This is a genomic window from Kocuria sp. CH-021 (genome assembly GCF_049716185.1).
Classification (GTDB): domain Bacteria; phylum Actinomycetota; class Actinomycetes; order Actinomycetales; family Micrococcaceae; genus Kocuria; species Kocuria cellulosilytica.
On the sequence record NZ_JBNAFK010000008.1, the window covers coordinates 133,251 to 159,000 of the forward strand.

25 protein-coding genes, 1 tRNA gene and 1 pseudogene are annotated in these 25,750 nt (G+C 74.3%); 14 read left to right on the forward strand and 13 right to left on the reverse strand.

Features of this window, described 5'->3' with window-relative positions; genetic code table 11:
* The first annotated feature begins 9 nt into the window (after positions 1-9).
* The 9 genes and pseudogenes from ACPYN7_RS08170 to ACPYN7_RS08210 all read left to right on the forward strand — a co-directional run bounded on the left by ACPYN7_RS08170 (position 10) and on the right by ACPYN7_RS08210 (position 10,709).
* Entirely contained in the window at positions 10-1,647 is a 1,638-nt protein-coding gene (locus tag ACPYN7_RS08170; protein WP_424347310.1) for a carbamoyltransferase family protein, read from the forward strand.
* Positions 1,644-3,296, forward strand: coding sequence for an HAD-IIIA family hydrolase (locus ACPYN7_RS08175; RefSeq protein WP_424347311.1), 1,653 nt, complete (start codon positions 1,644-1,646; stop codon positions 3,294-3,296). The genes ACPYN7_RS08170 and ACPYN7_RS08175 overlap by 4 nt, the downstream gene beginning before the upstream one ends.
* A 2-nt stretch (positions 3,297-3,298) precedes the next feature.
* Positions 3,299-4,402: a glycosyltransferase family 9 protein gene (locus tag ACPYN7_RS08180; protein ID WP_424347312.1), complete on the forward strand. Its 1,104-nt coding sequence runs from the start codon at positions 3,299-3,301 to the stop codon at positions 4,400-4,402.
* Positions 4,390-5,349: a glycosyltransferase gene (locus ACPYN7_RS08185; RefSeq protein ID WP_058875001.1), complete on the forward strand. Its 960-nt coding sequence runs from the start codon at positions 4,390-4,392 to the stop codon at positions 5,347-5,349. Before ACPYN7_RS08180 ends, ACPYN7_RS08185 begins: the two co-directional genes overlap by 13 nt.
* Positions 5,346-6,524, forward strand: a pseudogene (locus ACPYN7_RS08190) (glycosyltransferase); the annotation flags it as partial. The gene ACPYN7_RS08185 and the pseudogene ACPYN7_RS08190, both read left to right, overlap by 4 nt.
* 69 nt (positions 6,525-6,593) lie before the next feature.
* Positions 6,594-7,196 (forward strand): D-sedoheptulose-7-phosphate isomerase, encoded by a 603-nt coding sequence (locus ACPYN7_RS08195; protein WP_424347348.1) that lies wholly within the window; start codon positions 6,594-6,596, stop codon positions 7,194-7,196.
* Positions 7,193-8,599 carry a PfkB family carbohydrate kinase gene (locus tag ACPYN7_RS08200; protein ID WP_424347313.1) on the forward strand — a complete coding sequence of 469 codons (1,407 nt, stop codon included), beginning with the start codon at positions 7,193-7,195 and terminating at the stop codon, positions 8,597-8,599. The genes ACPYN7_RS08195 and ACPYN7_RS08200 overlap by 4 nt, the downstream gene beginning before the upstream one ends.
* A complete protein-coding gene (locus ACPYN7_RS08205) occupies positions 8,589-9,611 on the forward strand; it encodes a glycosyltransferase family 9 protein (RefSeq protein ID WP_424347314.1) in 1,023 nt (340 codons plus the stop codon). Before ACPYN7_RS08200 ends, ACPYN7_RS08205 begins: the two co-directional genes overlap by 11 nt.
* An 81-nt stretch (positions 9,612-9,692) precedes the next feature.
* Positions 9,693-10,709, forward strand: a complete 1,017-nt coding sequence (locus ACPYN7_RS08210; RefSeq protein ID WP_058874998.1) for a UDP-glucuronic acid decarboxylase family protein — start codon at positions 9,693-9,695, stop codon at positions 10,707-10,709.
* A 29-nt stretch (positions 10,710-10,738) separates the two neighbouring features.
* Here the strand turns inward: ACPYN7_RS08210 and ACPYN7_RS08215 are convergent, their stop codons facing one another.
* Both ACPYN7_RS08215 and ACPYN7_RS08220 read right to left on the reverse strand, forming a co-directional pair.
* Entirely contained in the window at positions 10,739-11,665 is a 927-nt protein-coding gene (locus tag ACPYN7_RS08215; RefSeq protein ID WP_424347315.1) for a glycosyltransferase family 2 protein, read from the reverse strand.
* Positions 11,662-12,546, reverse strand: coding sequence for a glycosyltransferase family 2 protein (locus tag ACPYN7_RS08220; protein ID WP_424347316.1), 885 nt, complete (start codon positions 12,544-12,546; stop codon positions 11,662-11,664). The genes ACPYN7_RS08215 and ACPYN7_RS08220 overlap by 4 nt, the downstream gene beginning before the upstream one ends.
* Before the next feature lie 246 nt (positions 12,547-12,792).
* Here ACPYN7_RS08220 and ACPYN7_RS08225 point away from each other — a divergent pair, with 246 nt between their 5' ends.
* Genes ACPYN7_RS08225 through ACPYN7_RS08235 form a run of 3 tightly spaced genes read left to right on the forward strand, consistent with a single transcriptional unit; the run spans position 12,793 to position 16,231 of the window.
* On the forward strand, positions 12,793-14,460 hold the full coding sequence (locus ACPYN7_RS08225; protein WP_424347317.1) for a circularly permuted type 2 ATP-grasp protein: 1,668 nt from the start codon (positions 12,793-12,795) through the stop codon (positions 14,458-14,460).
* Positions 14,454-15,380 carry an alpha-E domain-containing protein gene (locus ACPYN7_RS08230; protein WP_058874995.1) on the forward strand — a complete coding sequence of 309 codons (927 nt, stop codon included), beginning with the start codon at positions 14,454-14,456 and terminating at the stop codon, positions 15,378-15,380. Before ACPYN7_RS08225 ends, ACPYN7_RS08230 begins: the two co-directional genes overlap by 7 nt.
* Complete coding sequence (locus tag ACPYN7_RS08235; protein ID WP_424347318.1) at positions 15,377-16,231, forward strand: transglutaminase family protein; 855 nt, start codon at positions 15,377-15,379, stop codon at positions 16,229-16,231. The genes ACPYN7_RS08230 and ACPYN7_RS08235 overlap by 4 nt, the downstream gene beginning before the upstream one ends.
* Here ACPYN7_RS08235 and ACPYN7_RS08240 read toward each other — a convergent pair.
* The 3 genes from ACPYN7_RS08240 to glgC all read right to left on the reverse strand — a co-directional run bounded on the left by ACPYN7_RS08240 (position 16,215) and on the right by glgC (position 19,761).
* Complete coding sequence (locus ACPYN7_RS08240) at positions 16,215-16,916, reverse strand: class E sortase (RefSeq protein ID WP_424347349.1); 702 nt, start codon at positions 16,914-16,916, stop codon at positions 16,215-16,217. The genes ACPYN7_RS08235 and ACPYN7_RS08240 overlap by 17 nt on opposite strands.
* A gap of 117 nt (positions 16,917-17,033) precedes the next feature.
* On the reverse strand, positions 17,034-18,158 hold the full coding sequence (locus tag ACPYN7_RS08245) for a hypothetical protein (RefSeq protein ID WP_424347319.1): 1,125 nt from the start codon (positions 18,156-18,158) through the stop codon (positions 17,034-17,036).
* Between the two features lie 358 nt (positions 18,159-18,516).
* Positions 18,517-19,761 (reverse strand): glucose-1-phosphate adenylyltransferase, encoded by a 1,245-nt coding sequence (gene glgC, locus ACPYN7_RS08250; protein WP_058874991.1) that lies wholly within the window; start codon positions 19,759-19,761, stop codon positions 18,517-18,519.
* A gap of 212 nt (positions 19,762-19,973) precedes the next feature.
* On the opposite strand from glgC, the gene glgA reads away from it, so the two are divergent.
* Together glgA and ACPYN7_RS08260 are read left to right on the forward strand one after the other, a co-directional pair.
* Complete coding sequence (gene glgA, locus ACPYN7_RS08255) at positions 19,974-21,167, forward strand: glycogen synthase (RefSeq protein ID WP_058874990.1); 1,194 nt, start codon at positions 19,974-19,976, stop codon at positions 21,165-21,167.
* A gap of 439 nt (positions 21,168-21,606) precedes the next feature.
* Positions 21,607-21,692, forward strand: a tRNA-Leu gene (locus ACPYN7_RS08260).
* Positions 21,693-21,867: 175 nt separating this feature from the next.
* Here ACPYN7_RS08260 and ACPYN7_RS08265 read toward each other — a convergent pair.
* The 8 genes from ACPYN7_RS08265 to ACPYN7_RS08300 all read right to left on the reverse strand — a co-directional run bounded on the left by ACPYN7_RS08265 (position 21,868) and on the right by ACPYN7_RS08300 (position 25,730).
* A complete protein-coding gene (locus ACPYN7_RS08265; protein ID WP_157571448.1) occupies positions 21,868-22,185 on the reverse strand; it encodes a hypothetical protein in 318 nt (105 codons plus the stop codon).
* A 611-nt stretch (positions 22,186-22,796) separates the two neighbouring features.
* Positions 22,797-23,594, reverse strand: coding sequence for a hypothetical protein (locus ACPYN7_RS08270; protein WP_424347320.1), 798 nt, complete (start codon positions 23,592-23,594; stop codon positions 22,797-22,799).
* Entirely contained in the window at positions 23,591-24,004 is a 414-nt protein-coding gene (locus ACPYN7_RS08275) for a hypothetical protein (protein ID WP_424347321.1), read from the reverse strand. Before ACPYN7_RS08275 ends, ACPYN7_RS08270 begins: the two co-directional genes overlap by 4 nt.
* Positions 23,991-24,275, reverse strand: coding sequence for a hypothetical protein (locus ACPYN7_RS08280; protein ID WP_424347322.1), 285 nt, complete (start codon positions 24,273-24,275; stop codon positions 23,991-23,993). Before ACPYN7_RS08280 ends, ACPYN7_RS08275 begins: the two co-directional genes overlap by 14 nt.
* Positions 24,265-24,591: a hypothetical protein gene (locus tag ACPYN7_RS08285; protein WP_424347323.1), complete on the reverse strand. Its 327-nt coding sequence runs from the start codon at positions 24,589-24,591 to the stop codon at positions 24,265-24,267. The genes ACPYN7_RS08280 and ACPYN7_RS08285 overlap by 11 nt, the downstream gene beginning before the upstream one ends.
* Positions 24,592-24,606: 15 nt before the next feature.
* Entirely contained in the window at positions 24,607-24,915 is a 309-nt protein-coding gene (locus ACPYN7_RS08290; RefSeq protein WP_424347324.1) for a hypothetical protein, read from the reverse strand.
* Between the two features lie 10 nt (positions 24,916-24,925).
* Positions 24,926-25,264, reverse strand: a complete 339-nt coding sequence (locus ACPYN7_RS08295; RefSeq protein ID WP_424347325.1) for a hypothetical protein — start codon at positions 25,262-25,264, stop codon at positions 24,926-24,928.
* Positions 25,265-25,442: 178 nt separating this feature from the next.
* Positions 25,443-25,730 (reverse strand): hypothetical protein, encoded by a 288-nt coding sequence (locus ACPYN7_RS08300; protein ID WP_424347326.1) that lies wholly within the window; start codon positions 25,728-25,730, stop codon positions 25,443-25,445.
* Positions 25,731-25,750 lie beyond the last annotated feature (20 nt).

A 25,750-nucleotide genomic window follows, 5' to 3' on the forward strand; every position in this document is an offset into this window, starting at 1 on the left:
CTCCGATCCATGAACTACCTGGGCGTCAACGCGATTTTTCACGACCCCGCGGCGGCTCTCGTCGTGGACGGCAGAGTGGTGGCGGCGGCGGAGGAGGAGCGCTTCTCCCGCCGCAAGCACGGCAAGCGTCCCGTGCCGTTCTCGGCGTGGGAGCTGCCCGAGCAGGCGATGCGCTGGTGCCTCGCCGAGGCCGGGCTGACGCCGGCCGACCTCGACGCCGTGGGCTACTCCTTCGATCCCGCCATCGCCGCCGAGATGCCGGACGACCCGTACGACCCGGTGCGCGTGGACTACGCCCGGCGGGCCCCCGGGTTCCTCGCCGAGGCCCTGCCCGGGCTGGACCGGGAGAAGGTCCGCTTCGTCGAGCACCACGTGGCCCACGCCGCCTCCGCCGGCCTCGCCGCCCCCGCGCGCACGAGCAGCGTCCTGGTGGTCGACGGCCGCGGCGAGGCGCACTCGCACCTGGCCGGCCGGTACCGGGACGGCGAGCTGGAGATCCTGCACCGCCAGGCGCTGCCCGAGTCCCTCGGCCTGCTCTACGAGTCCCTCACCGACCACCTGGGCTTCCTGCGCTCGAGCGACGAGTTCAAGGTCATGGCCCTGGCCTCCTACGGGCGGCCCCGCTTCCTGCCCGAGCTGCGCGAGATCGTCCGCGCCAAGGGCGACGGCGGTTTCTGCGCCCAGGCGCCCGACTGGACCCGCTTCGCGCCCCGCCGGATCGACGACGGCACGTGGGGCGGCGACCACGCCGACCTCGCCGCCTCGGTCCAGGCCGTGGTCGAGGAGGTCCTGGTGGACCTGGCCACCTGGCTGCACGAGCAGACCGGGGACACGGTCCTCACGATGGCCGGCGGCACGGCACTGAACTGCGTGGCCAACTCCAGGATCTGGCGCGAGACGCCCTTCGAGGAGGTCTGGGTCCAGCCCGCCTCCGGGGACTCCGGGACCGCGCTCGGCGCCGCCCTGCACCTGGCCCAGGAGGCCGGGGACCTGGGCGCTCCCCAGCCCACGGCGGCCCTCGGCCGCAGCTGGTCCGACGCGGAGCTCGCGCAGTGGCTGAGGACCGCGCAGGTGCCCTTCAGCACCCCGGAGGACCTCGCCGGCGAGGTCGCCGACATCCTCGCGGACGACGGCGTGATCGCCTGGTTCGACGGCCGCAGCGAGTTCGGCCCCCGGGCCCTGGGCCGCCGCTCCCTGATCGCCAACCCGATGCGCGCCGAGAACCTCGAGCGGCTCAACGACGTCAAGGGCCGCGAGCAGTTCCGGCCGGTGGCGCCCATGGTCCTCGAGGAGCGCGCCGCGGAGATCTTCAGCGGAGGCCCCCTGCCCAGTCCCTTCATGCTCTTCGTCCACGACGTGGCCCCCGAGTGGCGCGAGCGGATCCCCACCGTGACCCACGTGGACGGCACGGCCCGGATCCAGACGGTCACCGACGAGGACAACGCCGGGATCGCCGCGCTGCTGCGCGCCTTCGACGAGCGCACCGGCGTGCCCGTCGTCGTCAACACCTCGCTCAACACCGCCGGGCGGCCCATGGTCGACGACCCGCGCGACGCCCTCGAGCTCTTCGGCTCCGCCCCGGTGGCCGCGCTCGTGCTCGGCCCGCACCTGGTCCGCCGCGCTGCCTTCTTCCAGGAGGCCAAGTGACGGCCGCGCCCGGGACCTACGCCGTCGTCGTCCCCTCCGTGGGGCGGCCGACCCTCCAGTGGCTCCTGGACACGCTCTCCGCCCAGGACGTCGACGCGGACCACCCCGGCCCGCTCGAGGTCGTCGTGGTCGACGACCGGCCCGGCGACGTGGAGCCCCTGCGGCCCAGCGTGCCGGACAGCGTGGCCTGGACCGTGCGCACCGTCCGCGGCCACGGCCGCGGCCCGGCCGCCGCGCGCAACCGCGGCTGGCGCGCCGCCCGCCGCTCCGGGGCGGAGTGGATCGCCTTCCTCGACGACGACGTGGAGCTGCCCGCCGGCTGGGCCCAGCGCCTCGCCGAGGACCTCGCCGCCTGCGGGCCCGAGGTCGGCGCGACCCAGGGCCGGATCGACGTCCCCCTGCCGGGCCACCGCCGGCCCACCGACTGGGAGCGCAACACCGCGTCCCTCGAGGACGCCGACTGGGCGACCGCGGACATGGCCTACCGTGTCGCCGCCCTCGAGGCCGTCGGCGGCTTCGACGAGCGCTTCCCGCGGGCCTACCGGGAGGACGCCGACCTCGCGCTGCGCGTGCGCCGGGCCGGATGGCAGCTGGTGCGCGGGCAGCGCCGGATCACCCACCCCGTGCGTCCCGCCGACGACCTCGTGAGCCTGCGCGTGCAGGCCGGCAACGCCGACGACGCCCTGATGCGCCGCCTGCACGGGCCGGACTGGCGCCGCGCGGCCGAGGCCCCGCCGGGCGGCTTCCGGTGGCACGCCGCGACGGTCGCCGCCCTGGGCACTGCGGGCGCGGGTGCCGGCGCGGCGCTCACCGCCACGGTCCTGGGCCGCCGGCGCGCACGGCGCGGCGCGCTGGCCGCGGCCGGCGCCGGGGCCGCGGCGTGGGGCTGGCTGACCGGGCGGTTCGTGCTGCTGCGCACGGTCCCCGGTCCCCGCCCGGGCGACCCCGAGTTCCGGCCCGAGCTCGGCCGCATGCTCCGCACCAGCGTCGCCATCCCGGTGGCCGCCGTGCGGCACAAGGCCCGGGGCTGGTGGCGGCACCGGGGCACCGGGCCCTGGCCCGTCCCGGTGCGCGCGGTGCTCTTCGACCGGGACGGCACCCTGGTCCACGACGTCCCCTACAACGGCGACCCGGACGCGGTCGAGCTCGTCCCCGGGGCCCGGGAGGCCGTCGACGCGGTGCGCGCGGCCGGCCTGCGGGTGGGCGTGGTGTCCAACCAGTCCGGGATCGGCCGCGGCCTGTTGACCCGCGCGCAGGTCGACGCCGTCAACGCCCGGGTGACCGAGCTCCTCGGCCCCTTCGACACCTGGCAGCTGTGCCCGCACGCCCCGGAGCAGGACTGCGCGTGCCGCAAGCCCCGGCCCGGGATGGTGCTCGCGGCCGCCGCGGAGCTCGGGGTGGACCCGTCCGAGTGCGTGCTGATCGGCGACATCGGCGCCGACGTCGAGGCCGCCCAGGCGGCCGGCGCGCGCAGCGTCCTGGTCCCCACCCCGGTGACCCGCGAGGAGGAGGTCGCGGCGGCCCCGGCCGTGGCCGGGACCCTGCGCGAGGCCGTCGCCGCCGTCCTGGCCCCCGGCGCCGGTGCGGGGACGGAGGCCCGCCCTGCCGCCCGCCCGGCACCGGCCGCGGCGGCCGGGGCCCGGGGCTGAGCGTGGGACGCACCCTGGCCGTCCGCCTCGACTCGGACGGGGACGTCCTGCTGACCGGGCCCGCGGTCCGGGCCCTGGCCCGGACGGGGAACCCCGTGGACCTGCTGGCCTCCCCGGCGGGGGCCGCCGCCGCCCGGCTGCTGCCGGACGTGGCGGAGGTCCTCGAGTACTCGGCGCCGTGGTCGGGCTTCCGCCCCCCGCCCGTGGACCGGGAGGCGACCGAGGCCCTGGTCGACGACCTCGCCGCCCGCGGCTACGACCTCGCCGTGGTCTTCACCTCCTTCCACCAGAGCTCCCTGCCCATGGCCCTGCTGGCCCGGCTCGCCGGGATCGAGCGGGTCGTGGCCACCAGCGAGGACTATCCCGGATCGCTGCTGGACGTCCGGCACCGCCGCGCGGACCCGCCCGGCGGCGGCCACGAGGTCGAGGCGGCCGTGGAGGTCGCGGTCGCCGCCGGCGCCCCGCGGCCCGCGCAGGAGCAGCTGCGCCTGGCCGTGCGCCGCCCGCTCCCGCCCGTGCCCGCGGAGGTGGCGGCGCTGCCACCGGGCTGGGTGGTCCTGCACCCGGGCGCCTCCGTCCCCTCGCGCGGGCTCACCGCCGAGCACGCCGGGTCCCTCGCGGCGGGGCTCACGGACGCCGGGCGCGCCGTCGTCCTCACGGGCGGGCCGGGGGAGCGCGAGCTCACCGCCGCGACCCGCGCCGCGGCCCAGGCCGCGGCGCCCGGGGGCACGGTGCTGGACCTCGCCGGCCGGACGGACCTGCCGGGCCTGGCCGCCGTGCTGGACGCCGCCGCGTGCGTCGTCGTGGGCAACACCGGTCCCGCGCACCTCGCCGCCGCCGTGGGCACCCCGGTCGTCTGCCTGTTCTCCCCGGTGGTGCCGCCCGAGCGGTGGGCGCCCTACGGCGTGCCCCTCGTGCTGCTCGGGGACCAGGGCGCGGCGTGCCGCGGCTCCCGCGCGCGCGACTGCCCCGTGCCCGGCCACCCGTGTTTGAGCTCCGTCTCCCCGGCCGCGGTCCTCGCCGCCGTCGAGGAGCTGACGGCCGGCGCCCGGGGCATCCCCGCCACTGTTCCCGAACCGCAAGGAGGACCCGGGTGCGCATCCTGACCTGGCACGTCCACGGGTCGTGGACGACATCGTTCGTGCACGGTCCCCACACCTACCTGCTGCCCGTGCTGCCCGACCGCGGCCCCGACGGCCGGGGCCGCGCCGAGACCTGGGACTGGCCGGCCGCCGCCGTGGAGCGCACGCCCGAGGAGCTGGCGGACGACGAGTTCGACGTGGTCCTCCTGCAGCGCCCCCACGAGCTCGAGCTGCTCGAGCGGTGGACCGGGCGCCGGGCGGGGACCGACGTCCCGGCGGTCTACGTGGAGCACGACACCCCCCGCGGGCCCGCCGTGGCCACCCGCCACCCCCTGGCCGAGCGCTCCGACGTGCCCGTGGTGCACGTGACGCACTTCAACCGCCTGATGTGGGACAACGGGCTCGCGCCCACCGAGGTCGTGGAGCACGGCGTCCTGGACCCCGGCCCCCTCTACACCGGGCGCACCGCGAGCCTGGCCGCCGTGGTCAACGAGCCCGTGCGGCGCGGGCGGGTCGCCGGCACCGACCTGCTGACCGCCCTGGCCGAGGAGCTGCCCGTGGACGTCTACGGCATGGGGATGGACCGGCTGGCGGAGCACGCCCCCCACATGGCCGGGCGGTTGCACGAGAACTATCCTCAGGAGAAGCTGCACGCGGCCCTCGGCGGGCACCGGGCCTACTTCCACCCCTACCGGTGGACGAGCCTGGGGCTCGCGCTGCTGGAGGCGATGACCATCGGGATGCCGGTGCTCGGGCTCTCCACCACCGAGGCGCCGCGGGCGGTGCCGCCCGGGGCGGGGCTGCTCTCCAACGATCCGGAGGAGCTCGCCGCCCGGGCCCGGCACTGGCTGAACGACCCCGACGCGGCGTCCGCCGCGGGCACCGCCGCCCGCGAGCACGCCCTGAGACACTACGGTGCGGACCGCTTCCTCGCGGAGTGGGACCGCGTCCTGGAGAAGGTGACAGCATGAGAATCGCAATGGTCTCCGAGCACGCCAGCCCCCTGGCCGCGCTCGGCGGGGTCGACGCCGGGGGGCAGAACGTCTACGTGGCCGCCCTGGCCGAGGGGCTCGCCCGGCTGGGCCACGACGTGGTGGTCTACACCCGCCGCGACGACGCCGGGCTCCCCGACGTGGTCGAGCTCGCCCCCGGGGCCCGGGTGGTCCACGTCCCCGCGGGACCCCCGAGCCTCCTGCCCAAGGACGACCTCGCCCCGTACATGGACGAGTTCGGCCGCTGGCTCGCGCGCGAGTGGGCCCGCGACGGCGCCCCCGACCTCGTGCACGCCCACTTCTGGATGTCCGGGCTCGCGGCCCGGCGGGCCGCCGGGACGATGCAGATCCCGGTGGTGCAGACCTTCCACGCGCTCGGGGCCGTCAAGCGCCGGCACCAGGGCGCGGCCGACACCAGCCCCACCGGCCGGCTCGCCGCCGAGAACGAGCTGGTCGCGGCGGCCGACCTGGTCCTGGCCACGTGCCGGGACGAGCGGGCCGAGCTCCTGGCCCTCGGGGGCGACCCCTCGCGGATCGACGTGGTCCCGTGCGGCGTGGACCTCGACGCCTTCGTCCCCGCCCCGCCGCCCGCCGGCGGGCGGCGGCCCCGGATCGTGGCGCTCGGCCGGCTGGTGGAGCGCAAGGGCGTGGACGTCGTCGTGCGCGCCCTCGCCGAGCTGCCGGACGCCGAGCTCGTCGTGGCGGGCGGGCCCGACCGCGCCGAGCTGGACCGCGACCCCGAGGCCCTGCGCCTGCGGGCGCTGGCCCGGGAGCTCGGGGTCGCGGACCGGGTCGAGCTCCGCGGCCGGGTCGACCACGACGACGCCGCCGCGCTGCTCGCCACCGCGGACGTCGTCGCCTGCACCCCCTGGTACGAGCCGTTCGGCATGGTCCCGCTCGAGGCGATGGCGTGCGCCCGCCCCGTGGTGGGCAGCGCCGTGGGCGGGCTGCTCGACAGCATCGAGGACGGCGTGACCGGTCTGCACGTCCCCCCGCGGGACGTCCCGGCGACCGCGGCCGCCCTCGGCACCCTCCTCGGGGACCCCGAGCTGGCGGCCCGCATGGGCCGCGCCGGGCGCGAGCGCGTGGAGCGGCTCTTCGGCTGGCGGCGCGTGGCCCAGGAGACGGAGCGCTCCTACGCCCGCGTCGTCGCCCGGCACCGCCGGGAGCACCCGCCGCTGCTCGAGCAGACGGAGCAGTGGCTCGGCAGCCACCTGGACGAGCTGGCCGTCGCCGCCCGGGACGCCGCCCAGCACGCCGACGTCGTGGACCGGTGGGGCGCCCGGCTCGCCGGGCTCCTCACGGACGGCGGGCGCGTGCTCGCCGTGGGCAACGGCGGCAGCGCCGCGGAGGCCCAGCACTTCACCGCGGAGCTCGTCGGCCGCTTCGTCGACGACCGCCGGCCGCTGTCCGCCGTGTGCCTGTCCGCCGAGACCTCGAGCCTGACCGCCATCGTCAACGACTACGGCGCGGAGGAGGTCTTCGCCCGCCAGGTCCAGGCCCACGGCCGACCCGGCGACGTGCTCGTGGTGCTCTCCACCAGCGGGCGCAGCCCCAACGTCCTGGCCGCGGCGGACCGGGCGCGGGAGCACGGCCTGCACGTCTGGGCGCTCACCGGTCCCGGCCCCAACCCGCTGACCGAGCGGGCGGACGAGTCCCTGACCGTGGCCGCGCCCAGCACCTCGGTGATCCAGGAGGTCCACCTCATGCTGCTGCACGCGGTCTGCGCCGCCGTGGACGCCCGGCTCGCCCCGTCCGCCGGGCCCGCGGCGCCCGTCGAGGCCGGGACACCCGTCCGCACGGCCGTCCGGGCGGGGGCCGCATGAGCGCCCCGCACGTCGTCGTGGTCGGTGACGCCCTGCTGGACCGGGACGTCTCGGGCACCTCGAATCGGCTGAGCCCCGACGCGCCGGTCCCCGTGGTGGACGTCGACGCGGTGTTCGCCAGTCCCGGCGGGGCGGGCCTGGCGGCGCTGCTGTGCGCGGACCCGCCGTCCGTCGGCGCCGGTCCGGCGGCGGTCGCCGTGACCCTCCTCGCCCCGGCCGCGGACGACGACGCCGGCCGGGAGCTGGCCGGCGCGCTCGGCGAGGTCGCCCTGGAGCGGCTGGGGCACGAGGGCGGGACCCGCACCAAGACGCGGATCCGCAGCTCGGGCCAGACCCTGGTGCGCGTGGACGAGGGCGGGCCCGGCACCCCGGTGGGCGTCTCCGCCGCGCACGTGGCCGCGGTCCTCGCCGGCGCGGACGCCGTGCTGGTCTCCGACTACGGGGGAGGCGTCACCCGCGATCCCGCCGTGCGCGCCGCGCTCGAGGAGCACGCCCGCACCGGTGTGGTGGTGTGGGACCCCCACCCGCGCGGCGGGCCCCCGGTGCCCGGGTGCACCCTCGTCACCCCGAACGCCGCCGAGGCGGCGGCCGCCCTCGAGGGCCCCGCGTCCCCCCGCGAGCTCGCCGGCGCGCTGCGCCGGCACTGGGACGCCCGGGCCGTGGCCGTCACGGCCGGCGCGGACGGCGCCTACCTGGCCACGACCACCGGCACCGAGCGGGTTCCCGCCGCGCCCGTGCAGAACACCGACCCCTGCGGGGCGGGGGACCGGTTCGCCTCCGCGGCGGTCCTCGCCCTCGGCGGCGGCACCGACGTGACCGCCGCCGTGGAGACCGCCGTCGAGGCCGCGGGGCAGTGGGTCGCCGCCGGCGGTGCGGCCACCTGGCGCACGCGCCGCGCCGCCGGCGTGCACGCCCGCCCGGTCCTGCACCCGGGCGCCGAGCGGCTGCCCCGCGAGGTGCAGGAGCTGCTGGGCGAGGTGCGCGGCCGCGGCGGGACCGTCGTGGCCACCGGAGGGTGCTTCGACGTCCTGCACGCCGGGCACATCGCCTCCCTCGACGCCGCGCGGCGGCTCGGCGACGCCCTGGTGGTGCTGCTGAACTCGGACGCCTCCGTGCGCCGGCTCAAGGGCCCGGGGCGGCCCGTGGTCGGCGAGGCCGACCGCGCCCGGGTGCTGGGCGCCCTGCGCAGCGTCGACGCCGTCGTCCTCTTCGACGAGGACGACCCCCGCGCGGCCCTCAACCTCCTGCGCCCCGACGTGTGGGTCAAGGGCGGGGACTACACCCCCGAGCAGCTGCCCGAGGCCGTCGACGTGCGCGGCTGGGGCGGGCGCGTCACGGTCCTGCCCTACCTGTCGGGACGCTCGACCACCGCGATCCTGCAGAAGGCCGGCCGTGAGCGCTGAGCCGGCCACCGCCGCGGCCGCTCCTCCCGCCGGGACGGAGCCGGACCGGTGGACCGTGGACCCCGTGACGGTCGGCCCGGGCGACGTGCTCGTGCTGCGGGCGCTCGGGCTCGGGGATGCCCTGACCGCCGTGGCCCCGCTGCGGGGTGTGCGCCGGATGCTGCCCGGGCACCGGCTCGTGCTCGCGGCGCCGTCCGCGGTGGGTGCGTGGCTGGCCGGGCTCGGCGTGGTCGACGGCGTGCTCCCGGTCCCCGGGCTGGTGCCGCTGCCGCCCACCGCCGGCGGCCACGTGGCCGTGAACCTGCACGGGCGCGGGCCGCGCAGCCACGAGCTGCTCCTGGCCTCCCGGCCCGAGCGGCTCGTCGGCTTCGCCGCGCCGGAGGCCGGCCACGACGGCCCGCCGTGGCGGCGGGACGAGCACGAGGTGCACCGCTGGTGCCGCCTGGTCACCGGGGCCGGTGGACCGTGCGGCCCCGAGGACCTGCGCCTGCGCGCCCACCGGCCGGCCCCCGGGGACGCTCCCGTGCTGATCCACCCGGGCGCCGCCTCCGCCGCACGGCGCTGGCCCGCCGAGCGCTGGCGGGAGGTCGCCGCGGCCCTGGCCGCGGACGGGCACCGGATCGTGGTGACCGGCTCCCCGGCCGAGGCGGAGCTCGCCGCCGCCGTCGTGGCCGGGATCGACGCCGCGGAGAACCGGTGCGGTGCGCTGGACCTGGACGGCCTGGCCCGCACCGTCGGTGCGGCCGCCGTGGTGCTCAGCGCCGACACCGGCGTGGCCCACGTGGCCACCGCCCTGGCCGTGCGCTCCGTCGTGCTCTTCGGTCCCACGCCGCCCTCGTGGTGGGGGCCCGCCGTGGACCCCGGTCTGCACACCGTGCTGTGGCACGGCGACCCGGCCGCCCGGGCCTGGGGCGACCCCCACGCGGACCGCCTCGACGCCCGGCTCGCCGCCGTCACCCCGGCGGAGGTGCTGACCGCGGCCCGGGCCCAGCTGGACGCCTCCCGCCCCTGACGCCCGCACGGCCACGGCCTCGTCCTTCCAGTCTCCCGAGACCTGCCCACCGATCCCCGTCCTTCGACCCAGAGGAGCACCGTGAACCCCACGACCGACGCGACCGCCACCGCGGGCGCCGCCCGTCCGATCCGCCGCGCCGTCGTCACCGGCGGGGCCGGCTTCCTGGGCAGCCACCTGTGCACCGAGCTGCGCCGCCGGGAGGTGGAGGTGGTCTGCCTCGACAACTTCCTCACGGGCTCCGCGGCCAACATCGAGCACCTCGTGGGGGACCCCGGGTTCCGGCTCGTCCAGTGCGACGTCACCGACTACGTGCACGTGCCCGGGGACGTGGACCTCGTGCTGCACTTCGCGTCCCCGGCGTCCCCGATCGACTACCTGAAGCTGCCCATCCACACCCTGAAGGTCGGCTCGATCGGCACCCACCACGCCCTGGGGCTCGCCAAGGACAAGGGGGCCCGGTTCGTGCTCGCCTCCACGTCCGAGGTGTACGGCGACCCGCAGGTCCACCCGCAGCCCGAGAGCTACTGGGGCCACGTCAACCCGGTGGGCCCGCGGGGGGTCTACGACGAGGCCAAGCGCTTCGCCGAGGCCCTGACCGTCGCCTACCGCGCCGAGCACGGGGTGGACACCGCGATCGTGCGGATCTTCAACACCTTCGGCCCCCGGATGCGGCCCTTCGACGGCCGTGCGATCCCCACGTTCATCCGCCAGGCCCTGGCGGGGGAGCCGCTCACCGTGGCCGGGGACGGCGCCCAGACCCGCTCCGTCTGCTACGTCTCCGACCTCGTCCGCGGCATTCTGGCCCTGGCCGGCAGCGGGCACAGCGGCCCCATGAACATCGGCAACCCGCACGAGCTGTCCGTGCTGCAGATCGCCCGCGACGTCATCGCGGCGACCGGCTCCTCCTCGGGCCTGGAGTTCGTCGAGCGTCCTGTCGACGACCCCATGGTGCGCCGCCCGGACACCACGCTCGCGACCGAGGTCCTCGGCTGGGCCCCGGAGGTCCCGTGGACGGAGGGGCTGGCGCACACGGTCGAGTGGTTCCGCGAGGGGGCGGGCCTGCCCCAGCCGGGCGCCGCCGTGCGCTCCCGCTGACCGGCCCGCCGCCGGCCGCGGCGGTCCGGTCAGCTGACGTAGCGCCGGGCTGCGCTGCTGCGCTGCGACTCCTCCAGGGCCAGGAACCGCCGCTCGACGCGCTCGGGCAGGGGGCGCCGCTCGCGCAGCACCCACGGCGCCCCGCGCAGGGCGTCGAGCAGGGCCAGGGCCGTGACCCGGTCCCGGGGGGCCGCGCCCACGACGTCCCGGGTCCGGCGCAGGGCCGCGCGCAGCGGCCGGCGCAGCCAGATGAACCACAGCGTGTTGCGCAGCCCGTGGCGGCGCCGCAGGTGCGGGTCCCGGACCGTCGAGGCCTGGTGGTGGACGACCACGTCGGGCAGGTGCACGAGCTCCCAGCCCGCGGTCGCGAGATCCGCGGCCAGCAGCTCCTCCTCGCCGCCGAGCCACAGCCGCTCGCTGAACCCGCCCACCTCGAGGAAGGCCGTCCGGCGGACCACGGACGCCCCCGCCAGGAAGCTGCCCAGGGCGGGGCCGGGCAGCCACGCGGGGCCCTCGACGGGCGAGTGGAGCAGCTCCGCGTTGATCGCGTCCTCGCGGGACCCGGGCTCCACCAGGATCTTCCCCGTGACCACGCCCAGCCGCGGGTGGGCCTCCAGCGCGTCGGCCGCCCGGCGCAGGGACCCGGGCTCCCACCACGTGTCGTCGTCGCAGAAGGCCACGAACGGTGTGTGCACGCGCTCCAGGGCCACGTTGCGGCCCACGGCGCCGAGGTTGACGGGGCTCGCGACGAGCTCCGCCCAGGGGTGGCGCGCCCGGACCGCGTCCGCGGTGCCGTCCTCGGAGCCGTTGTCGACGACCACCACGTGCGGTCGTTCGGGGAGCTCCCGCAGCCGGGCCAGGGCCAGCAGGGCCTCGTCCCGGCGGTTGTGGGTGATCATCACGACCGCCACGCGCTCGTCGGGGGCGGGCGCGGGGGTGGAAGCGGTGTCGGTCACGGGCTCTCCTCGGGTGCGGTCGGGTCGGTGGGGCCGTGCAGCAGGGCGAGCGCGGCCTCCGTGGTCGGGGACACCCGGTGCCGGGCGCGCAGCGCGGCCGGCACGCGGGGGAGGGCGCCGAGCAGCCCGCGGCGCCCGGTGCGGCCCCCGCGCAGGGCGCCCAGCGCCTCGTGCGCCACCACCCGCAGGGGACGGCGCATCAGCGCGGTCAGCAGGCGGCTGCGGACGAGCTCGGCCTGCCGGCGGCCGTCCGAGCCCCGCCGCGGCGAGGGGTAGTGGTGGGCGCGGATCTCCGGGACGTAGGACAGCCGCCACCCGGCGTCGAACAGGTCGAGGGCGAGGCGCTCCTCCTCACCGGGGAAGCGCACGACGTCGTCGAAGCCGCCGGCCGCCAGGAACGCCGAGCGCCGCACGATCGCCCCGCAGCCCACGAAGCCGAGCAGCGCCGGGCCGGGCGAGCCGGTCGGGATGCCCAGCGGGGACGCCGCGAGCACGGCGTTGAGGGGATCCGGGCGCTCCTCGGGGCCCACGGCGATGGACCCGGCGACCAGGCCCAGCCGGGGGTGGGCGTCGAAGACGGCCGCGGCGCGGGCGAGCGCCCCGGGCGCCCACCACGAGTCGTCGTCGGCGAAGGCCACGTAGGGCGTGCGGGCGATCCGGACGCCCACGGTCCGGGCCACGGCCCCGACGTTGCGGGGCAGCTCGACCACCTGCACCCGCGGGTGGGCGGCGCGCACCGCCTCCGCGGAGCCGTCCGTGGAGGCGTTGTCCACGACGACGACGGGCCCCTCGTGCCGGCCCAGGTGCGCCACGAGCTCCTCCCGGCGGTTGCGGGTGGCCACGACCACCGTCACACGGTGCTGGGGGTCCGGGGCGTCCATCGCGTCCTTCCGTCGAGTCCGCCGTGTCCCGGTGGCGGACGCGGCCGCGTGCCCGCCTCCGGGCGGACACGCCCTCCCATCGTAGGGGCACGTCCTCCCGCCGTCCGGCGCACCGCGCGTGGCACAATCGGGAGGGACCTCGGCATCCGGGTTACCGCTGCGAAACACGGCGCGTCCACACTGCACGTACAGCACGTACAGCACGTCCTGCCCGTCACGACCCCGAAAGGCCTGTGATCGCCCGACATGTCCGACCTGTTCGAGAACTACGCCACCGACATGGCCGTGGCGGCGGCCTACGACGAGATGTTCACGGCGGACCAGGGGATCCGGCCCGGCTACGACCAGGTGGGCGGGGTGCTGGACGACCTCTCGCTCAGCGACGTCAACACCCGCGCCGACTCCATGGCCCGGTCCTTCCTGGACCGGGGGGTGACCTTCGACTTCGCGGGGGAGGAGCGGCCCTTCCCGCTGGACATCGTGCCGCGGGTGATCACCGCCGGTGAGTGGGACGTCATCGAGCGCGGGGTCAAGCAGCGGGTCCGCGCCCTGGAGTGCTTCCTCGACGACGTCTACGGGGAGCAGCGGGTGGTGGCCGACGGGATCGTGCCGAAGGCGCTGATCACCTCCTCGGCCCACTTCCACCGGGCCGTGTGGGGCTTCCGGCCCCCGGGCGGGGTGCGGATCCACGTGGCGGGCATCGACGTGGTCCGGGACCAGGCGGGCGTGTTCCGGGTCCTCGAGGACAACGTGCGCGTGCCCTCCGGGGTCTCCTACGTGATCGAGAACCGGCGGGCCATGACCAAGGGCCTGCCGGAGGCGTTCATGTCGCAGCCGATCCGCGCCGTGGAGGCCTATCCCCGGCACCTGTACAAGGCGCTGCGGGCGACGGCCCCGGAGGCGGCGGAGGACCCCACGGTGGTGGTCCTCACCCCGGGGGTGTTCAACTCGGCCTACTTCGAGCACACCCTGCTGGCCGGGCTCATGGGGGTGGAGCTCGTGGAGGGCCGCGACCTCGTGGTCCGCGGCGACAAGGTCTACATGCGAACCACCGACGGCGAGCAGCGCGTGGACGTGATCTACAAGCGCATCGACGACGAGTTCGTCGACCCGCTGCACTTCCGCTCGGACTCCGCGCTGGGCTGCTCGGGGCTGGTCAACGCGGCACGGGCCGGGAACGTGACCATCGCCAACGCCATCGGCAACGGCGTGGCCGACGACAAGCTCACCTACTCCTACGTCCCCGACCTCATCCGGTACTACCTCGACGAGGAGCCGGTGCTGCCCAACGTGGACACCTACCGGCTGGAGGAGGACGAGGCCCGCGCGTACGTCCTCGAGCACCTGGAGGAGCTCGTGGTCAAGCCCGTGGACGGCTCCGGCGGCAAGGGGCTGGTGATCGGCCCCCAGGCCACCGAGGCGGAGCTCCAGGAGCTGCGGGCGAAGGTGCTCGCGGACCCGCGCGGGTGGATCGCCCAGCCGGTGCTGCAGCTGTCCACGGTGCCCACCTTCGCGGAGGGCGGGTTCAGCCCCCGGCACGTGGACCTGCGGCCCTTCGCGGTGAACAGCGGCGACGAGGTCTACGTGCTGCCCGGCGGGCTGACCCGCGTGGCCATGCAGAAGGGCTCGCTGATCGTGAACTCCTCGCAGGGCGGCGGCTCGAAGGACACCTGGGTGCTCGGCCAGCCGCAGACCCAGGACCTCGACCCCGGCCAGGCCCCGCCCCAGGACGTCGACTCCTCGGTGCACACGTGGCCGGTCTCCGCGTCCTGGCAGGACGAGGGCGACACCGGCCAGCAGAAACAACAGCAGCAGCAGGCGGTGACTGCTCCCGGCGCCGCCGGGGGCACGGCCGCGTCCACCACCGCATCCGCCACCGACGCGACCCGCACCGGAGAGGGGCCCACATGCTGAGCCGTATTGCCGAGTCCCTGTTCTGGATCGGCCGCTACGTGGAACGGGCCGACGGGGTGGCGCGGATCCTCGACGTGCACCTGGAGCGCATCACGCAGCTGCCCGTGGGCGAGCAGGAGGCCGAGGTGCGCCGCATCATGGCGGTGATGGGCGTGGAGCCCGGGGACGGCGACCACAGCGTCCGGTCGCTGATCCACGAGCTCGCGTGGAACAAGGACTGCCTGACCTCCATCTCGGGCTCTCTGCACGCGGCCCGCGAGAACGCCCGCCGCGCCCGGGAGACCGTGTCCTCGGCCATGTGGGAGTCGCTGAACTCCACCTACTACGGTCTGGGCCAGCACCGCCGCGACGTCGTCGGCACCTTCCGGGTCTGCCACTGGACCATCGAGCGGATGGCGACCGTGCGGGGACAGATCCAGATGACCATGTCCCACGACGAGTCCTGGATGTTCCTGTCCCTGGGCGCGGCGATCGAGCGGGCCGACATGACGTCCCGGCTGCTGTGGACCCGGTCGACGTCCACGTCCGGCATGTCGTGGGTGTCGATCCTGCACTGCGCCGGCGGGTACGAGGCCTTCCTGCGCACCCGGTACGGCACGTTCAGCGACGAGTCCGCGACCGAGTTCCTGCTCCTGGACCGGCTCTTCCCGCGCTCGATCCTGCACGCGCTCACCACGGCGGAGGAGATCCTCGTGGGCCTGGAGCCCGGCCTGCAGCGGGTCGGCTTCAAGGACGACGCCCGCCGCATCATCGGCGAGGCCCGCACGTCCCTGGAGTTCCACCACGCGCTGGACCTCATCGCGGTGCTGCCCGAGCACCTGAACAACGTCCAGGCCGCGTGCGCCAACGCGTCGGAGGCCGTGAGCACCAAGTACTTCTCGCACGCCGTCGAGGCGTCCTGGTTCGGAGGCATGCTGTGACCCGGCTCAAGATCGACCACGTCACCCGCTACGACTACAACGACAACGTCTCCAAGTCCTACAACGAGGCCCGGATGACCCCCCTCACGGACGACGAGCAGGTCGTGCTCGAGGCGGAGCTCACGCTGAGCCCGGGGATCGCCACGGTCAGCAACTACCGGGACTACTGGGGCACCCGGGTCGCGGCCTTCGACATCCAGGGCCGGCACCGGCACCTGGAGGTCCGCTCCTCGGCCACGGTGGAGGTGCACCGGCGCCCCGGCGACGAGGTCGCGGACGGGCTGAGCTGGGCGGAGCTGGCCACCCCCGAGGTCCTGGACGCGGTCTCCGACTTCGTGCCGCAGACCCCGCTCACCCGGCTGGGGCCCGAGCTCGAGAGGATCGCCGAGGAGATCCGCCGCGAGGCGGCCGATCCGGCGGCGGCGGCCGCCGCGATCTTCCGCGGCATCGCCACGCACATGCAGTACGTCCCGGGGGTCACCGGCGTCCACACGGACGCGGAGGCCGCCTGGCGGGAGGCCAAGGGCGTGTGCCAGGACCTCGCGCACGTGGCCCTCGGCATGATGCGGCACATCGGCATCCCCGCCCGCTACGTCTCCGGCTACCTGCACCCGGACTACGAGGCGGGCATCGGCACGACCGTGCCGGGGGAGTCCCACGCGTGGGTCGAGTGGTGGAACGACCGCTGGTACGCCTACGACCCGACCAACCACACGCAGCTCACCGACTTCCACGTCACGGTGGCCCGCGGCCGCGACTACACCGACGTCACCCCGCTGAAGGGCATGGTCACCGGGGGTGGGGGCACCTCGGGGCTGCAGGTCCAGGTCGAGGTCACCCAGACCGCCTGACGCGGTGCCCGGCGGGCTCCCCTCGGACCCGGTCCCCGGCCACCGCCGCGGCGATCTCGGCCGGAGGGCCGGCGGACGCCGGGCGCCAGGACGTCAGCTCGGCGCGGCCGACGAAGCGCTCGGTGGCTCCCCAGCGCGGGTGGCACGTGGTGAGCGTGAGGATCCGGCTCCCGGCTCCGGCAGCGGGGGCCAGGACACGTGTCTCGTCCGGGGCCACCACCTCGCCGCTCCGGTAGGAGTACGTGTAGTAGGCCTCGGCCGTGCGCACGTGGATGCGGTCGCCCGGCCGCAGGGTGTGCACCAGGTCGAGCGCCTTCCCCTTGGACTGCCGGTGGCCGGCGATCGCGAAGTTGCCGGGTTCGCCCGGCATCGCGGTGGACGGGTAGTGCCCCAGTCCCAGGGTGTCGAGCACGCCGGGGTCCGTTCCCTCCGCCAGGGGCCGGGCGTAGTCGTCACCGAACCGCGGGACGTAGACGAGGCCGATCAGCTGCCCGTACGGTGGCCGCGCCGTCACCGGGGGCGTCCCTGCTCCGCCGCCGCCGGCCTCCGTCCCGGGGGCGGAGCCCGCCTGCTCGAGCCGGTCGCTCATCGCCACCACCGCCCGTTCCTGGGCCTGTGCGGCCACGAGATCCGTCCCCCACAGATGCCACACCGGCACGAGCAGCAGCGCCAGCCCCAAGGCCATCAGCACGACCGGTCCTGCGCCGCGGCGACGTCCTCCCGCGGCACGGAGGCCTGCGGTCCGGACGCGTGCGTCCGGACCGCGGAGGGCGGTGTCCGGGATCGACGGCACGGTGCCGCCTCAGGCCCGCCTGCGGCGCAGAGCCGCACCCAGCACGAGGAGCAGCGCGCCGAGCACACCCGCCGGCAGCACGCCGCCGGGCACGCCCGTGTAGGCCAAGGAGTCCGGCTGGGCAGGCGGAACCCGGACGGGGTCGGAGACGGACAGCGCGAGACCGGTCGCCGGCGAGCTCGCGGCGGCGGTGGCTGCGGCCGGGACGCCCGGTGCGGCCGGGGGCCGGTCATCGGCGGTCCCCTGGAGCGCCGGCAGGACCACGTGGGCACGGACCGAGTCGACCGGACGCAGGTCCGCGTCCGCCGGCACGACAGGGTGCACCGGCCTCGGCGCCCGGGGGCCGGAGTCCTCGACGCCGGGAGACGTGGGGGCCGGCGACGGGGCGAGGGGGGTCGGCGCAGGGAGGGCATCCCGGTCCGGCGGGAGGGGCGCAGACACGGGTCCGTCGGTGCCGCTGCGGGGCGTGGCACCTTCTGAGCCCTGGCCACCGTTGCCCTGGTCACCGTTGCCCTGGCCGTCTGAGCCCTCGTGGCCGGTACTGGGGGCAGTGCCGTCGGCACCGTGCCCGTCGGTGCCGTGGTGTCCTTCACCGGGGTCGGTGCCGTCGTTGCCTTGGGTGCCGTTGCCGGGAGTGGCGCCGTCGGAGCCCTGGCCGTTGTTGCCGTGGCCTCCGTCGTCAGGGGTCGCTCCACCGTTGCCCTGTCCGTCGGAGCCCTCGTGGTCGGTACCGGGGGCAGTGCCGTCGGAACCGTGCCCATCGGTGCCGTGGTGTCCCTCACCGGGGTCGGTGCCGTCGGAGCCCTGGCCGCCGTTGCCCTGGGTGCCGTTGCCGTTGTGGCCGTTGCCGGGAGTGGTGCCGTCGGAGCCCTGGCCGCCGTTGCCCTGGGTGCCGTTGCCGTTGTGGCCGTTGCCGGGAGTGGTGCCGTCGGAGCCCTGGCCGCCGTTCCCGTGTCCGCCGTTGCCTGCGGCCGTCGTCGTCCACGGGGCCGGCGCTGCGGTGGCGGAGGCCGGTACGATCTGCTGTCCGGGTCCGGGGCCCAGATCGGTGGCAAGAGCACCCGTGAAGCCGCAGAAGGTCAGGGCGGTGGCAGTGGGGGCGACGAGCAGCGCTCGGCGGAGGGAGGGGTTCATGGTGATCTCCGAGGGGTGAGAGACGGTGTTCTGGATCGGTTCTCACCGTAGGGAAATCACATGACATTGCATGTAGGCAGAAGTGCCTCGGATCTGCACTGTCCCCCGTGCTGTCGATGGCGGATGCTATGCCTCTGACCTGGGGGAACGCCGTTCCGGTGGATCCGGGCGCCCGGACCGGGATCGATTCCTGTCCCTCGTTCTGGTCCGCTGGTGCGGGCCGTGTCCCCGGAAGTGTGCGGCCTCGGTGCTCTCGGCGCCCGGGATGTGACGGGGCCGCGAAGAGACGGCGTCACCGCACCACGGGGGACGCGGTGCGGTGACGCCGTCGGACGCCGGCTTTCGGGGGCCGGAGCGGTCAGTTCTCGAAGCGGAAGTTCTTCGGGGCGACCGTCAGGCCGGACGGGGTCACGGTCAGGCCCCGGGCCCGGTCCTGCTCCGCGTCCACGCCGACCTTCACGCCGGGGGGCACCACCACGTTCTTGTCGAGGATGCACCGCTCCACGACGGCGCCCTCGCCGACCTCCACGTTGGGCAGCAGGATGGACTGGTTGACGGTGGCGTCGTTGTGCACGAGGACCTTGGGGGAGAGGATCGACTCGCTCACGCGCCCGCCCGTGACGAGCACCCCGCGGGAGAGGATCGAGTCCGTGGCGATCCCGCCCTCGCCTCGCGGGCCGCGCACCAGCTTGGCCGGCGGCGCCTGGATCTCGTGCGTGTAGAGCGGCCACGCGTAGTTGTACAGGTTGAACACCGGCAGCGGGCGGATCAGGTCCATGTGGGAGTCGTAGTACGAGTCCAGGGTGCCGACGTCCCGCCAGTACTGCCGGTCCCGCTCGGTGGAGCCCGGGACGTCGTTGTTCGTGAAGTCGTAGACGGCCGCCTCGCCGCGGTCCGCGAACCAGGGCATGATGTCGCCGCCCATGTCGTGGCTGGTGCCCTCCTTCGACTCGTCGGCCCGCAGGGCCTCGATGAGCGCGTCGGTGTCGAAGACGTAGTTGCCCATCGACGCGAAGAACGCGTTGGGGTCGTCCGGGAGGGGTGCGGTGCTCTCGGGCTTCTCGACGAACCGGGTGATCCTCGTGACGTCGTCGGGGTCCGTCTCGATCACGCCGAAGGACGTGACCATCTCCATCGGCTGGCGCACGCCGGCCACGGTGGCGCGGGCCCCGGACTCGATGTGGAAGTCGACCATCGCCGAGAAGTCCATCCGGTACACGTGGTCGGCGCCGACCACCACCACGATGTCGGGCTTCGCGTCGTCGATGAGGTTCATCGACTGGAAGATGGCGTTGGCGGAGCCCAGGAACCACTCCTTGCCCCGCCGCTGCTGGGCCGGGACGGTGGCCACGTAGTTGCCCAGCTGGGTGGACAGGCGCCAGGTCTGGGAGACGTGCTGGTCCAGGGAGTGGGACTTGTACTGGGTGAGCACCACGACCTGGAGGTAGCCCGAGTTCACGATGTTGGACAGCGCGAAGTCGATGAGCCGGTAGCCGCCCGCGAAGGGCACCGCGGGCTTGGCACGGTCCTCGGTGAGCGGCATCAGGCGCTTGCCCTCGCCTCCGGCCAGGACGATCGCGAGTACCTTCTTACGGTGCGGCATGGGAACCTCTCTGACTTCTTCGGCAATCGGGCGCAACAACTCCGCCTCGCGGCGCGGAACCACTCGACAGGCGCCTTCATTGTGTCTTAACAGCCGCGAAGGGGGGTGACCGACCGCACAGGAGTCGGGATGTGTCACCCCGCGCACGGCGTGGCGTCCCCTGCGGGAGATTCCCCGTGGCGGCGGGGCGTTCCTGCAGTACGCTCGGAACCGTGCGAGCAGATATCTTGTCCAAGGAGTTCCCGCCCGAGATCTACGGCGGCGCCGGAGTCCACGTGTCCGAGCTCTCGCGGGTCCTGGCCCCGCTCGTCGACCTGAGGGTGCGGTGCTTCGGCGCTCCGCGCGAACCACGGGTCAACGGCGTCGAGGTCCAGGCGTACCCCGTGCCTGCGGAACTGGCCGACGCCAACGCCGCGATCCAGACGCTGGGGGTGGACCTCGCCATGGTCGGCGACATCGCCGGCGCCGACCTGGTGCACTCCCACACCTGGTACGCCAACATGGCCGGGCACCTCGCATCGCTGATGCACGGCATCCCGCACGTGCTCTCCGCCCACTCCCTGGAGCCCCTGCGGCCTTGGAAGGCCGAGCAGCTCGGCGGCGGGTACGCGGTGTCCTCCTTCGTGGAGAAGACCGCCTACGAGTCGGCCGCGGCGATCATCGCCGTCTCCGACGGGATGCGCCAGGACATCCTGCGGTCCTACCCGGACGTCGACCCCGACCGGGTCCGGACCGTGCACAACGGCATCGACGTCAGCCAGTGGGTGCGCGACGAGAACACCGACGTGCTCGAGTCCTACGGCATCGACCCCGCCAGGCCCTCCGTGGCGTTCGTGGGCCGCGTCACCCGGCAGAAGGGCGTGCCGTTCCTGCTCCGCGCCGCGGCCCGGCTGCCCGAGGACGTGCAGCTGGTGCTGTGCGCCGGCGCCGCCGACACCCCGGAGCTCGGCGCGGAGGTCAACGCGCTCATCGACGACCTCAGGGCCACCCGGTCCGGGGTGGTGCTCATCGAGAAGATGCTGCCGCGCCGCGAGATCGTCCAGATCCTCTCCGGCGCCACGGCGTTCGCCTGCCCGTCCGTCTACGAGCCGCTCGGGATCGTCAACCTCGAGGCCATGGCCTGCGGCACCGCCGTGGTCGCCTCCGCCACGGGCGGCATCCCGGAGGTCGTCGTCGACGGCGAGACCGGGCGGCTGGTCGAGATCGAGCAGGCCCAGGACGGCACCGGCACGCCGGTGGATCCGGAGAAGTTCGTGGCCGACTTCGCGGCCGCGCTGACCGAGGTGGTCTCCGACCCGGAGCGCGCCCGGGCGATGGGCGCCGCCGGCCGGCGCCGCGCCGAGGAGCACTTCGCGTGGGAGTCCATCGCCGAGCGGACCGTGGAGGTCTACCGCTCCGTGCTGTGAGTCCCGCGCGGCGCTGCCGGCCGCCGTGGCCGGTGGCGCCGCGCGGGAGAGGCGGCGGCCACCGTGGGCCCGTGGGAGCACGGGGCGGCGGCGGCCGCCGCCGGCACAGGTGAGGGGGGTCCCCGGCCACCCCGAGAGCCTGCGTCGCCGGCGGGGACGGGGGCACCCCGGTGGCTGGGACGCTTCTCTCGAGTGAGCATCGTCCCAGGTCAGCTGGACAATCCGGGAGACGCTCAGGACACATTCAACCGCATGCCGGGTCGTGGCGGAAGCCGGGAGAGCGCCTACCGACGAGTTTTCATCATTTTTTCGGCCGCGCCCCGCGGGCGACCCCGGAGCCGCGCCGATGTGAACCCCAGGCCCGCATGTGGTAACTTATTTTCTGTTGCGTTCAGGGAGAGCGGCCGGAAACGGCACGACGTTTCACCTGGATCCACTCGCGCGGGTGGCGGAATAGGCAGACGCGCTAGCTTGAGGTGCTAGTCCTCGTATTAGAGGGTGGGGGTTCAAGTCCCCCCTCGCGCACAGATAACGGCCCAGTCGGGCCGAAGACGGCAGCCCCGTCGTTGACAGGACCAAGAATCCTGTTGACGGCGGGGCTGTTGTCATCGCCATGGCAAGCATCAGACAGCGCGCACACCAGGACGGATCCCCGACGCGGGCGGTGCTGTGGCGCGAGCAGGACAGTGGCGAGCAGACCTCACGCACTGTCGACGACCACCGCGAAGCCGTGATGCTCAAGGACTTCCTCGATGCCAACGGCAATTCCTTCCGCCTGGCCGCCCGGTCCGCCGCTGAGCTCCGTTGCCAAGCCCCTGAGCTCGCCGATGTCGTCACGGGGCACATCGAGGCGTTGACGGGCGTGGAATCCGGCACACGTGTCAGGCATGAGCGTCTCGCCGCCGAGCACATCCTTCCCAGCCTGAACACCCGACCAGTGGACAAGACCACGCGCGCCGACATGGCCTTGTGGTTCAACACTCTGTTCGTCGCGCCCAAGACGCGGAAGAAGATCCACGCCCTCCTTCCGGCTGCCCTGGCGAGAGCTGTGGACGAAAAGCTCATCGACACCGATCCGGCTCAGGGCATCCGTGGTCCCGGGTCCAGCCGTCAGCGCGATGCCGTCGTCCTCACCCCGGAGAGGTGCGCATTATTGGAGAGACCATCGATCCGCGCTGGTCAGGCTCGATCCACCTGCTGGCACACTCGGGGTTGCGCTACGCCGAAGCCACGGCCCTGCGCCCAGTCGATCTCACAACAGCCCACGACCATTCGACTCTCCCTATCAGCCGCGCATGGAAACGGACCGCCAACGGTGAGCAGATCGCCACGCCGAAGTCCCCGCGTTCCCGCCGCCACGTCACGCCCCACAGGGTGGTCGCGTCGCGGTCCAGGCGTCTCTTCCAGTCGGTGGTGGCCAGGCCGGCGTCGACCAGCTCTGTGACGAGTTCGGGGTAGTCCTCCGCGCAGCTCTGTGCCCCGCGGCGAGATACGGGGCGCCTCAGCTGGGAGTGGAGGACTGGGCGGGCTCGCTGAGCCGGTCGGGCCGGATCAGCGGGCAGTCGGGCGCGGCGGGCGTCTGGGTCGTCATGGCGTCCAGGTGTGCGGACGCGCCCCGGCGAGGGAGGGTCAGCGATTCATGAAGTAGCCCCAGTCGGCGGCCTGGTGGAGGTGGGCGTCGGTGTAGCCGGGGTGGTGCTCGCGCAGCTGCTGGACCTGCCGGCCGTTGTCGTCGGGGTAGTACGCGCAGCTCCAGCCTTCTTCGATGAGGGCGTCGGAGCGCGTGACCGCCTCGTCGATCTGCTCGCAGTCGAACAGGTCTCCCAACGCCTCAGAGAGGTTGATCGGACCCAGCCCGTACTCCCCGATGTGGCCGGAGAACCGGCAGTTGAAGTAGTGCAGCTCGAAGACGGCGTTGAGCGCATCCAGCTGACGGGCCTCGGCGATGTCCTTGGCGCGGCGAGCGGCCACCCTGGCCTTGGCCTCCTCGATGCCGGACAGGGCAGCGTCCAGCTGGGTCTCGTAGCGCTCGGGCGGAAAGCCCCCGATGGTCTCTCGCATGTGTTTCAGGGCCCCGGCGCGGTCGGTCTTGCCTTCGGCCATCCGGGTGCCGTTGAACCAAGCGGCCGCGTACAGGCTGGACTCGCGCTGCTCCTCGGTCAGCACCCGGGGCGAGGGCGTGCGACGCGGCCGTGGGGTCGTGGACAGTCTCAGGACAGACGTGCGGGCCGGCCTGTGGTTGTGCGCCCGGCGCCGGCCCAGGAGAAGTCCGAGGCCGGAACCGAGTCCGACGCCGGCGGCGATCCACGACAGCGTCCCGGTGAACGCCCAGAGGGCCGCACCGATCCCGAGCCCGATGAGCAGGCCCTTCTGGTGCGGGGCCAGGCAGCTCCAGGCGTCCACTTCGAAGATGCGTCGACGGGTCATCGGTTCGCACCTCGGCGCAGGATGAGCCCGCTGGCAGCACAGGCGACGAGCACCGTGGTGCAGACCCAGAAAGCCGTCGTGCCGCCGCCGTACATGTTGTCCGCCAGCGTGGTCCCCGGGTCGGCGCGCACCCGGTAGTGACAGACCAGGCGTGGCGGAAGGACCGAGAACTCGGCGGTGCCGGTGGGATGCAGGGTGCCGAAGCCGGCGGGAGGGGAGACGCAGGCATTGGTGGCACCCTCATGGATCAGGGCAATGAATTGGACCTCGACCATGGCCATGGTGACCAGCGCCAGCACCGCCACGATGATCACGACGAAGATCTTGTCGCTGTCCTCGCGGGCCGGTGGCGGCGGAACGCGCTCCACCTTTCGGCGGTCACGCCCTTCCGGCGGTTCAGAATGCTGCACGACGCGCTCGCAGAAGCGTGGCAGCGGCCACGAGGACGAGGCCGGCGACGATGATGAACCCGTGCAGGCCGCCGGCCTTCTCGGTGAGCACGACGGGTACCGGGGCGAGGAGCATTGCGACCGAAGCGAGTCGTGCCACCCGAATACGGGAGGGGAGCACCTCGTGTCCACGCAGCACCGGGCCCGCGGTCCCGGCCAGAGAGAGCAGGACGATCGTGAGGATTACCGGTCCCAGCAGCGGGGACGCTCCGAGCAGCGGGTCAGTACCCACCGGTGCCCCGTATCGGAAGCGCAGGGCTGGTGCGGTGCAGCTGGAAGAGGGTGTGGGCGGAGACGACCACGAGCACCCCCACGATCGCCACGGCGAAGATCGCGCCGGACAGCGCGGCGGGGATCATCGGGAGGACGGAGAGCACGGACACCAGGGCGATCACTCCGGCGGCGGTGCGTCGGCCGGGGTCTACGGGGCGGACCCCACGCATGACCGGCCAGATGAGGATCAGCTGGGCCACGACCATCCCGGCGGGGATGCCCAGACCGATGATGAAGTAGCCGGCGCCGAACAGGATCAGGGGGATGTTCTCCACAGTGAGGTCTTTCGGTCAGGGTGTCGGAGGTGTGTGGGGCAGCCTGCGCAGGCGCACCAGAGTGAGCACTGCCGGGATGGTCAGCCCGCCGAGCAGCAGCAGCCCGAAGACCCCCAGGAACCAGGCCATGATCAGCAGCGGCGCCGCGGCGATGAGCGAGAGGATCGCCAGCACGGTCGCCGCGGTCCGCCGGCGTTCGGTGACCGCCTCCCGGCGCAGGATCGGGGCCTCGACGATGAGCGCGGCGATGATCAGCACCGGGTAACCCAGCAGCGGCAGGGCGAACATCAGCGCCTCGAGCGCCCAGACTGTCTCCTGTTCCACAGCGGCTCTCCTACCCGTCTCCGGGCGCCGGGAGGCTGCCGCTCGGTCCGGCCGCAGGTGCGCGGCCCAGCTGGATGAGGGTAGCGGCCGCCGAGGCGACCAATGCGGTCATCAGCGCGATCCCGTAGACCCCGAGGTCCAGGACCCAGCCGATGAGCTGGAACGCCCAGAACAGGCACAGCAGCGAGAAGATGACCGCTGCGGTCCGACGCCCGGCGTTGACCGGCTGCCGCCGACGAAAGATCGGGGCGGCGACGGAGATCAGAGCCACGAGCAGTGCGGGGCTGATCAGGTACGGGAGGAGGAAGATCAGTTCGAAGACCGTCTCGACGGTCGCGTTCTCGCCCATGGGGGCCTTCCGGTCAGGGTGCGCTGGAGTGGCGCTGTTGGTCAGAACCTAGCGGTGGAGCGGTCGTTCAGGAGGGAACTGGGGCTTCGAACCAGGTGATGCGGGCGAGGCGCTCAGGGCCGCGTCTGGGCCCGGGCGGTGTAGAACCGGCCGGGGAACCCGGGGGCTCGGAATCGGGTCAGCGCAGGATGCAGCCGCGGTGCGGGCTGGCGTGGGTGGAGATCAGGGTGCAGCAGTAGTCGGTGAGGTTGTAGGCCGGGAACTCGTACTCGGCCTCCAGCTCCTCGATCGGCAGGAAGTCATGCACCTTCTGCGCCATGCCGCCGGGGGAGTGGACGAGAGCGACCCGGCGGCCGGAGCGTCGCCCGGTGAGGATCCACAGCTTGCTGGTGGCCTTCTCCTGGTAGGTGTAGCCGTGGCCCACAGGAATGGACAGGGTCGCGGGGCGCGACAGAGGCTCGGTCATCGGCGGGTCAGCTCGATCTC

What these genes read in the sequence shown, in the direction of transcription:
- ACPYN7_RS08225 (WP_424347317.1), top strand. Translation starts at nt 12,793, where the DNA reads ATGTCCGACCTGTTCGAGAACTACGCCACCGACATGGCCGTGGCGGCG.
- ACPYN7_RS08220 (WP_424347316.1), bottom strand. Translation starts at nt 12,546, where the DNA reads ATGGACGCCCCGGACCCCCAGCACCGTGTGACGGTGGTCGTGGCCACC.
- ACPYN7_RS08200 (WP_424347313.1), top strand. Translation starts at nt 7,193, where the DNA reads ATGAGCGCCCCGCACGTCGTCGTGGTCGGTGACGCCCTGCTGGACCGG.
- ACPYN7_RS08295 (WP_424347325.1), bottom strand. Translation starts at nt 25,264, where the DNA reads ATGGGCGAGAACGCGACCGTCGAGACGGTCTTCGAACTGATCTTCCTC.
- ACPYN7_RS08170 (WP_424347310.1), top strand. Translation starts at nt 10, where the DNA reads ATGAACTACCTGGGCGTCAACGCGATTTTTCACGACCCCGCGGCGGCT.
- glgC (WP_058874991.1), bottom strand. Translation starts at nt 19,761, where the DNA reads ATGCCGCACCGTAAGAAGGTACTCGCGATCGTCCTGGCCGGAGGCGAG.
- ACPYN7_RS08240 (WP_424347349.1), bottom strand. Translation starts at nt 16,916, where the DNA reads ATGGCCTTGGGGCTGGCGCTGCTGCTCGTGCCGGTGTGGCATCTGTGG.
- ACPYN7_RS08230 (WP_058874995.1), top strand. Translation starts at nt 14,454, where the DNA reads ATGCTGAGCCGTATTGCCGAGTCCCTGTTCTGGATCGGCCGCTACGTG.
- ACPYN7_RS08300 (WP_424347326.1), bottom strand. Translation starts at nt 25,730, where the DNA reads ATGACCGAGCCTCTGTCGCGCCCCGCGACCCTGTCCATTCCTGTGGGC.
- ACPYN7_RS08270 (WP_424347320.1), bottom strand. Translation starts at nt 23,594, where the DNA reads ATGACCCGTCGACGCATCTTCGAAGTGGACGCCTGGAGCTGCCTGGCC.
- ACPYN7_RS08245 (WP_424347319.1), bottom strand. Translation starts at nt 18,158, where the DNA reads ATGAACCCCTCCCTCCGCCGAGCGCTGCTCGTCGCCCCCACTGCCACC.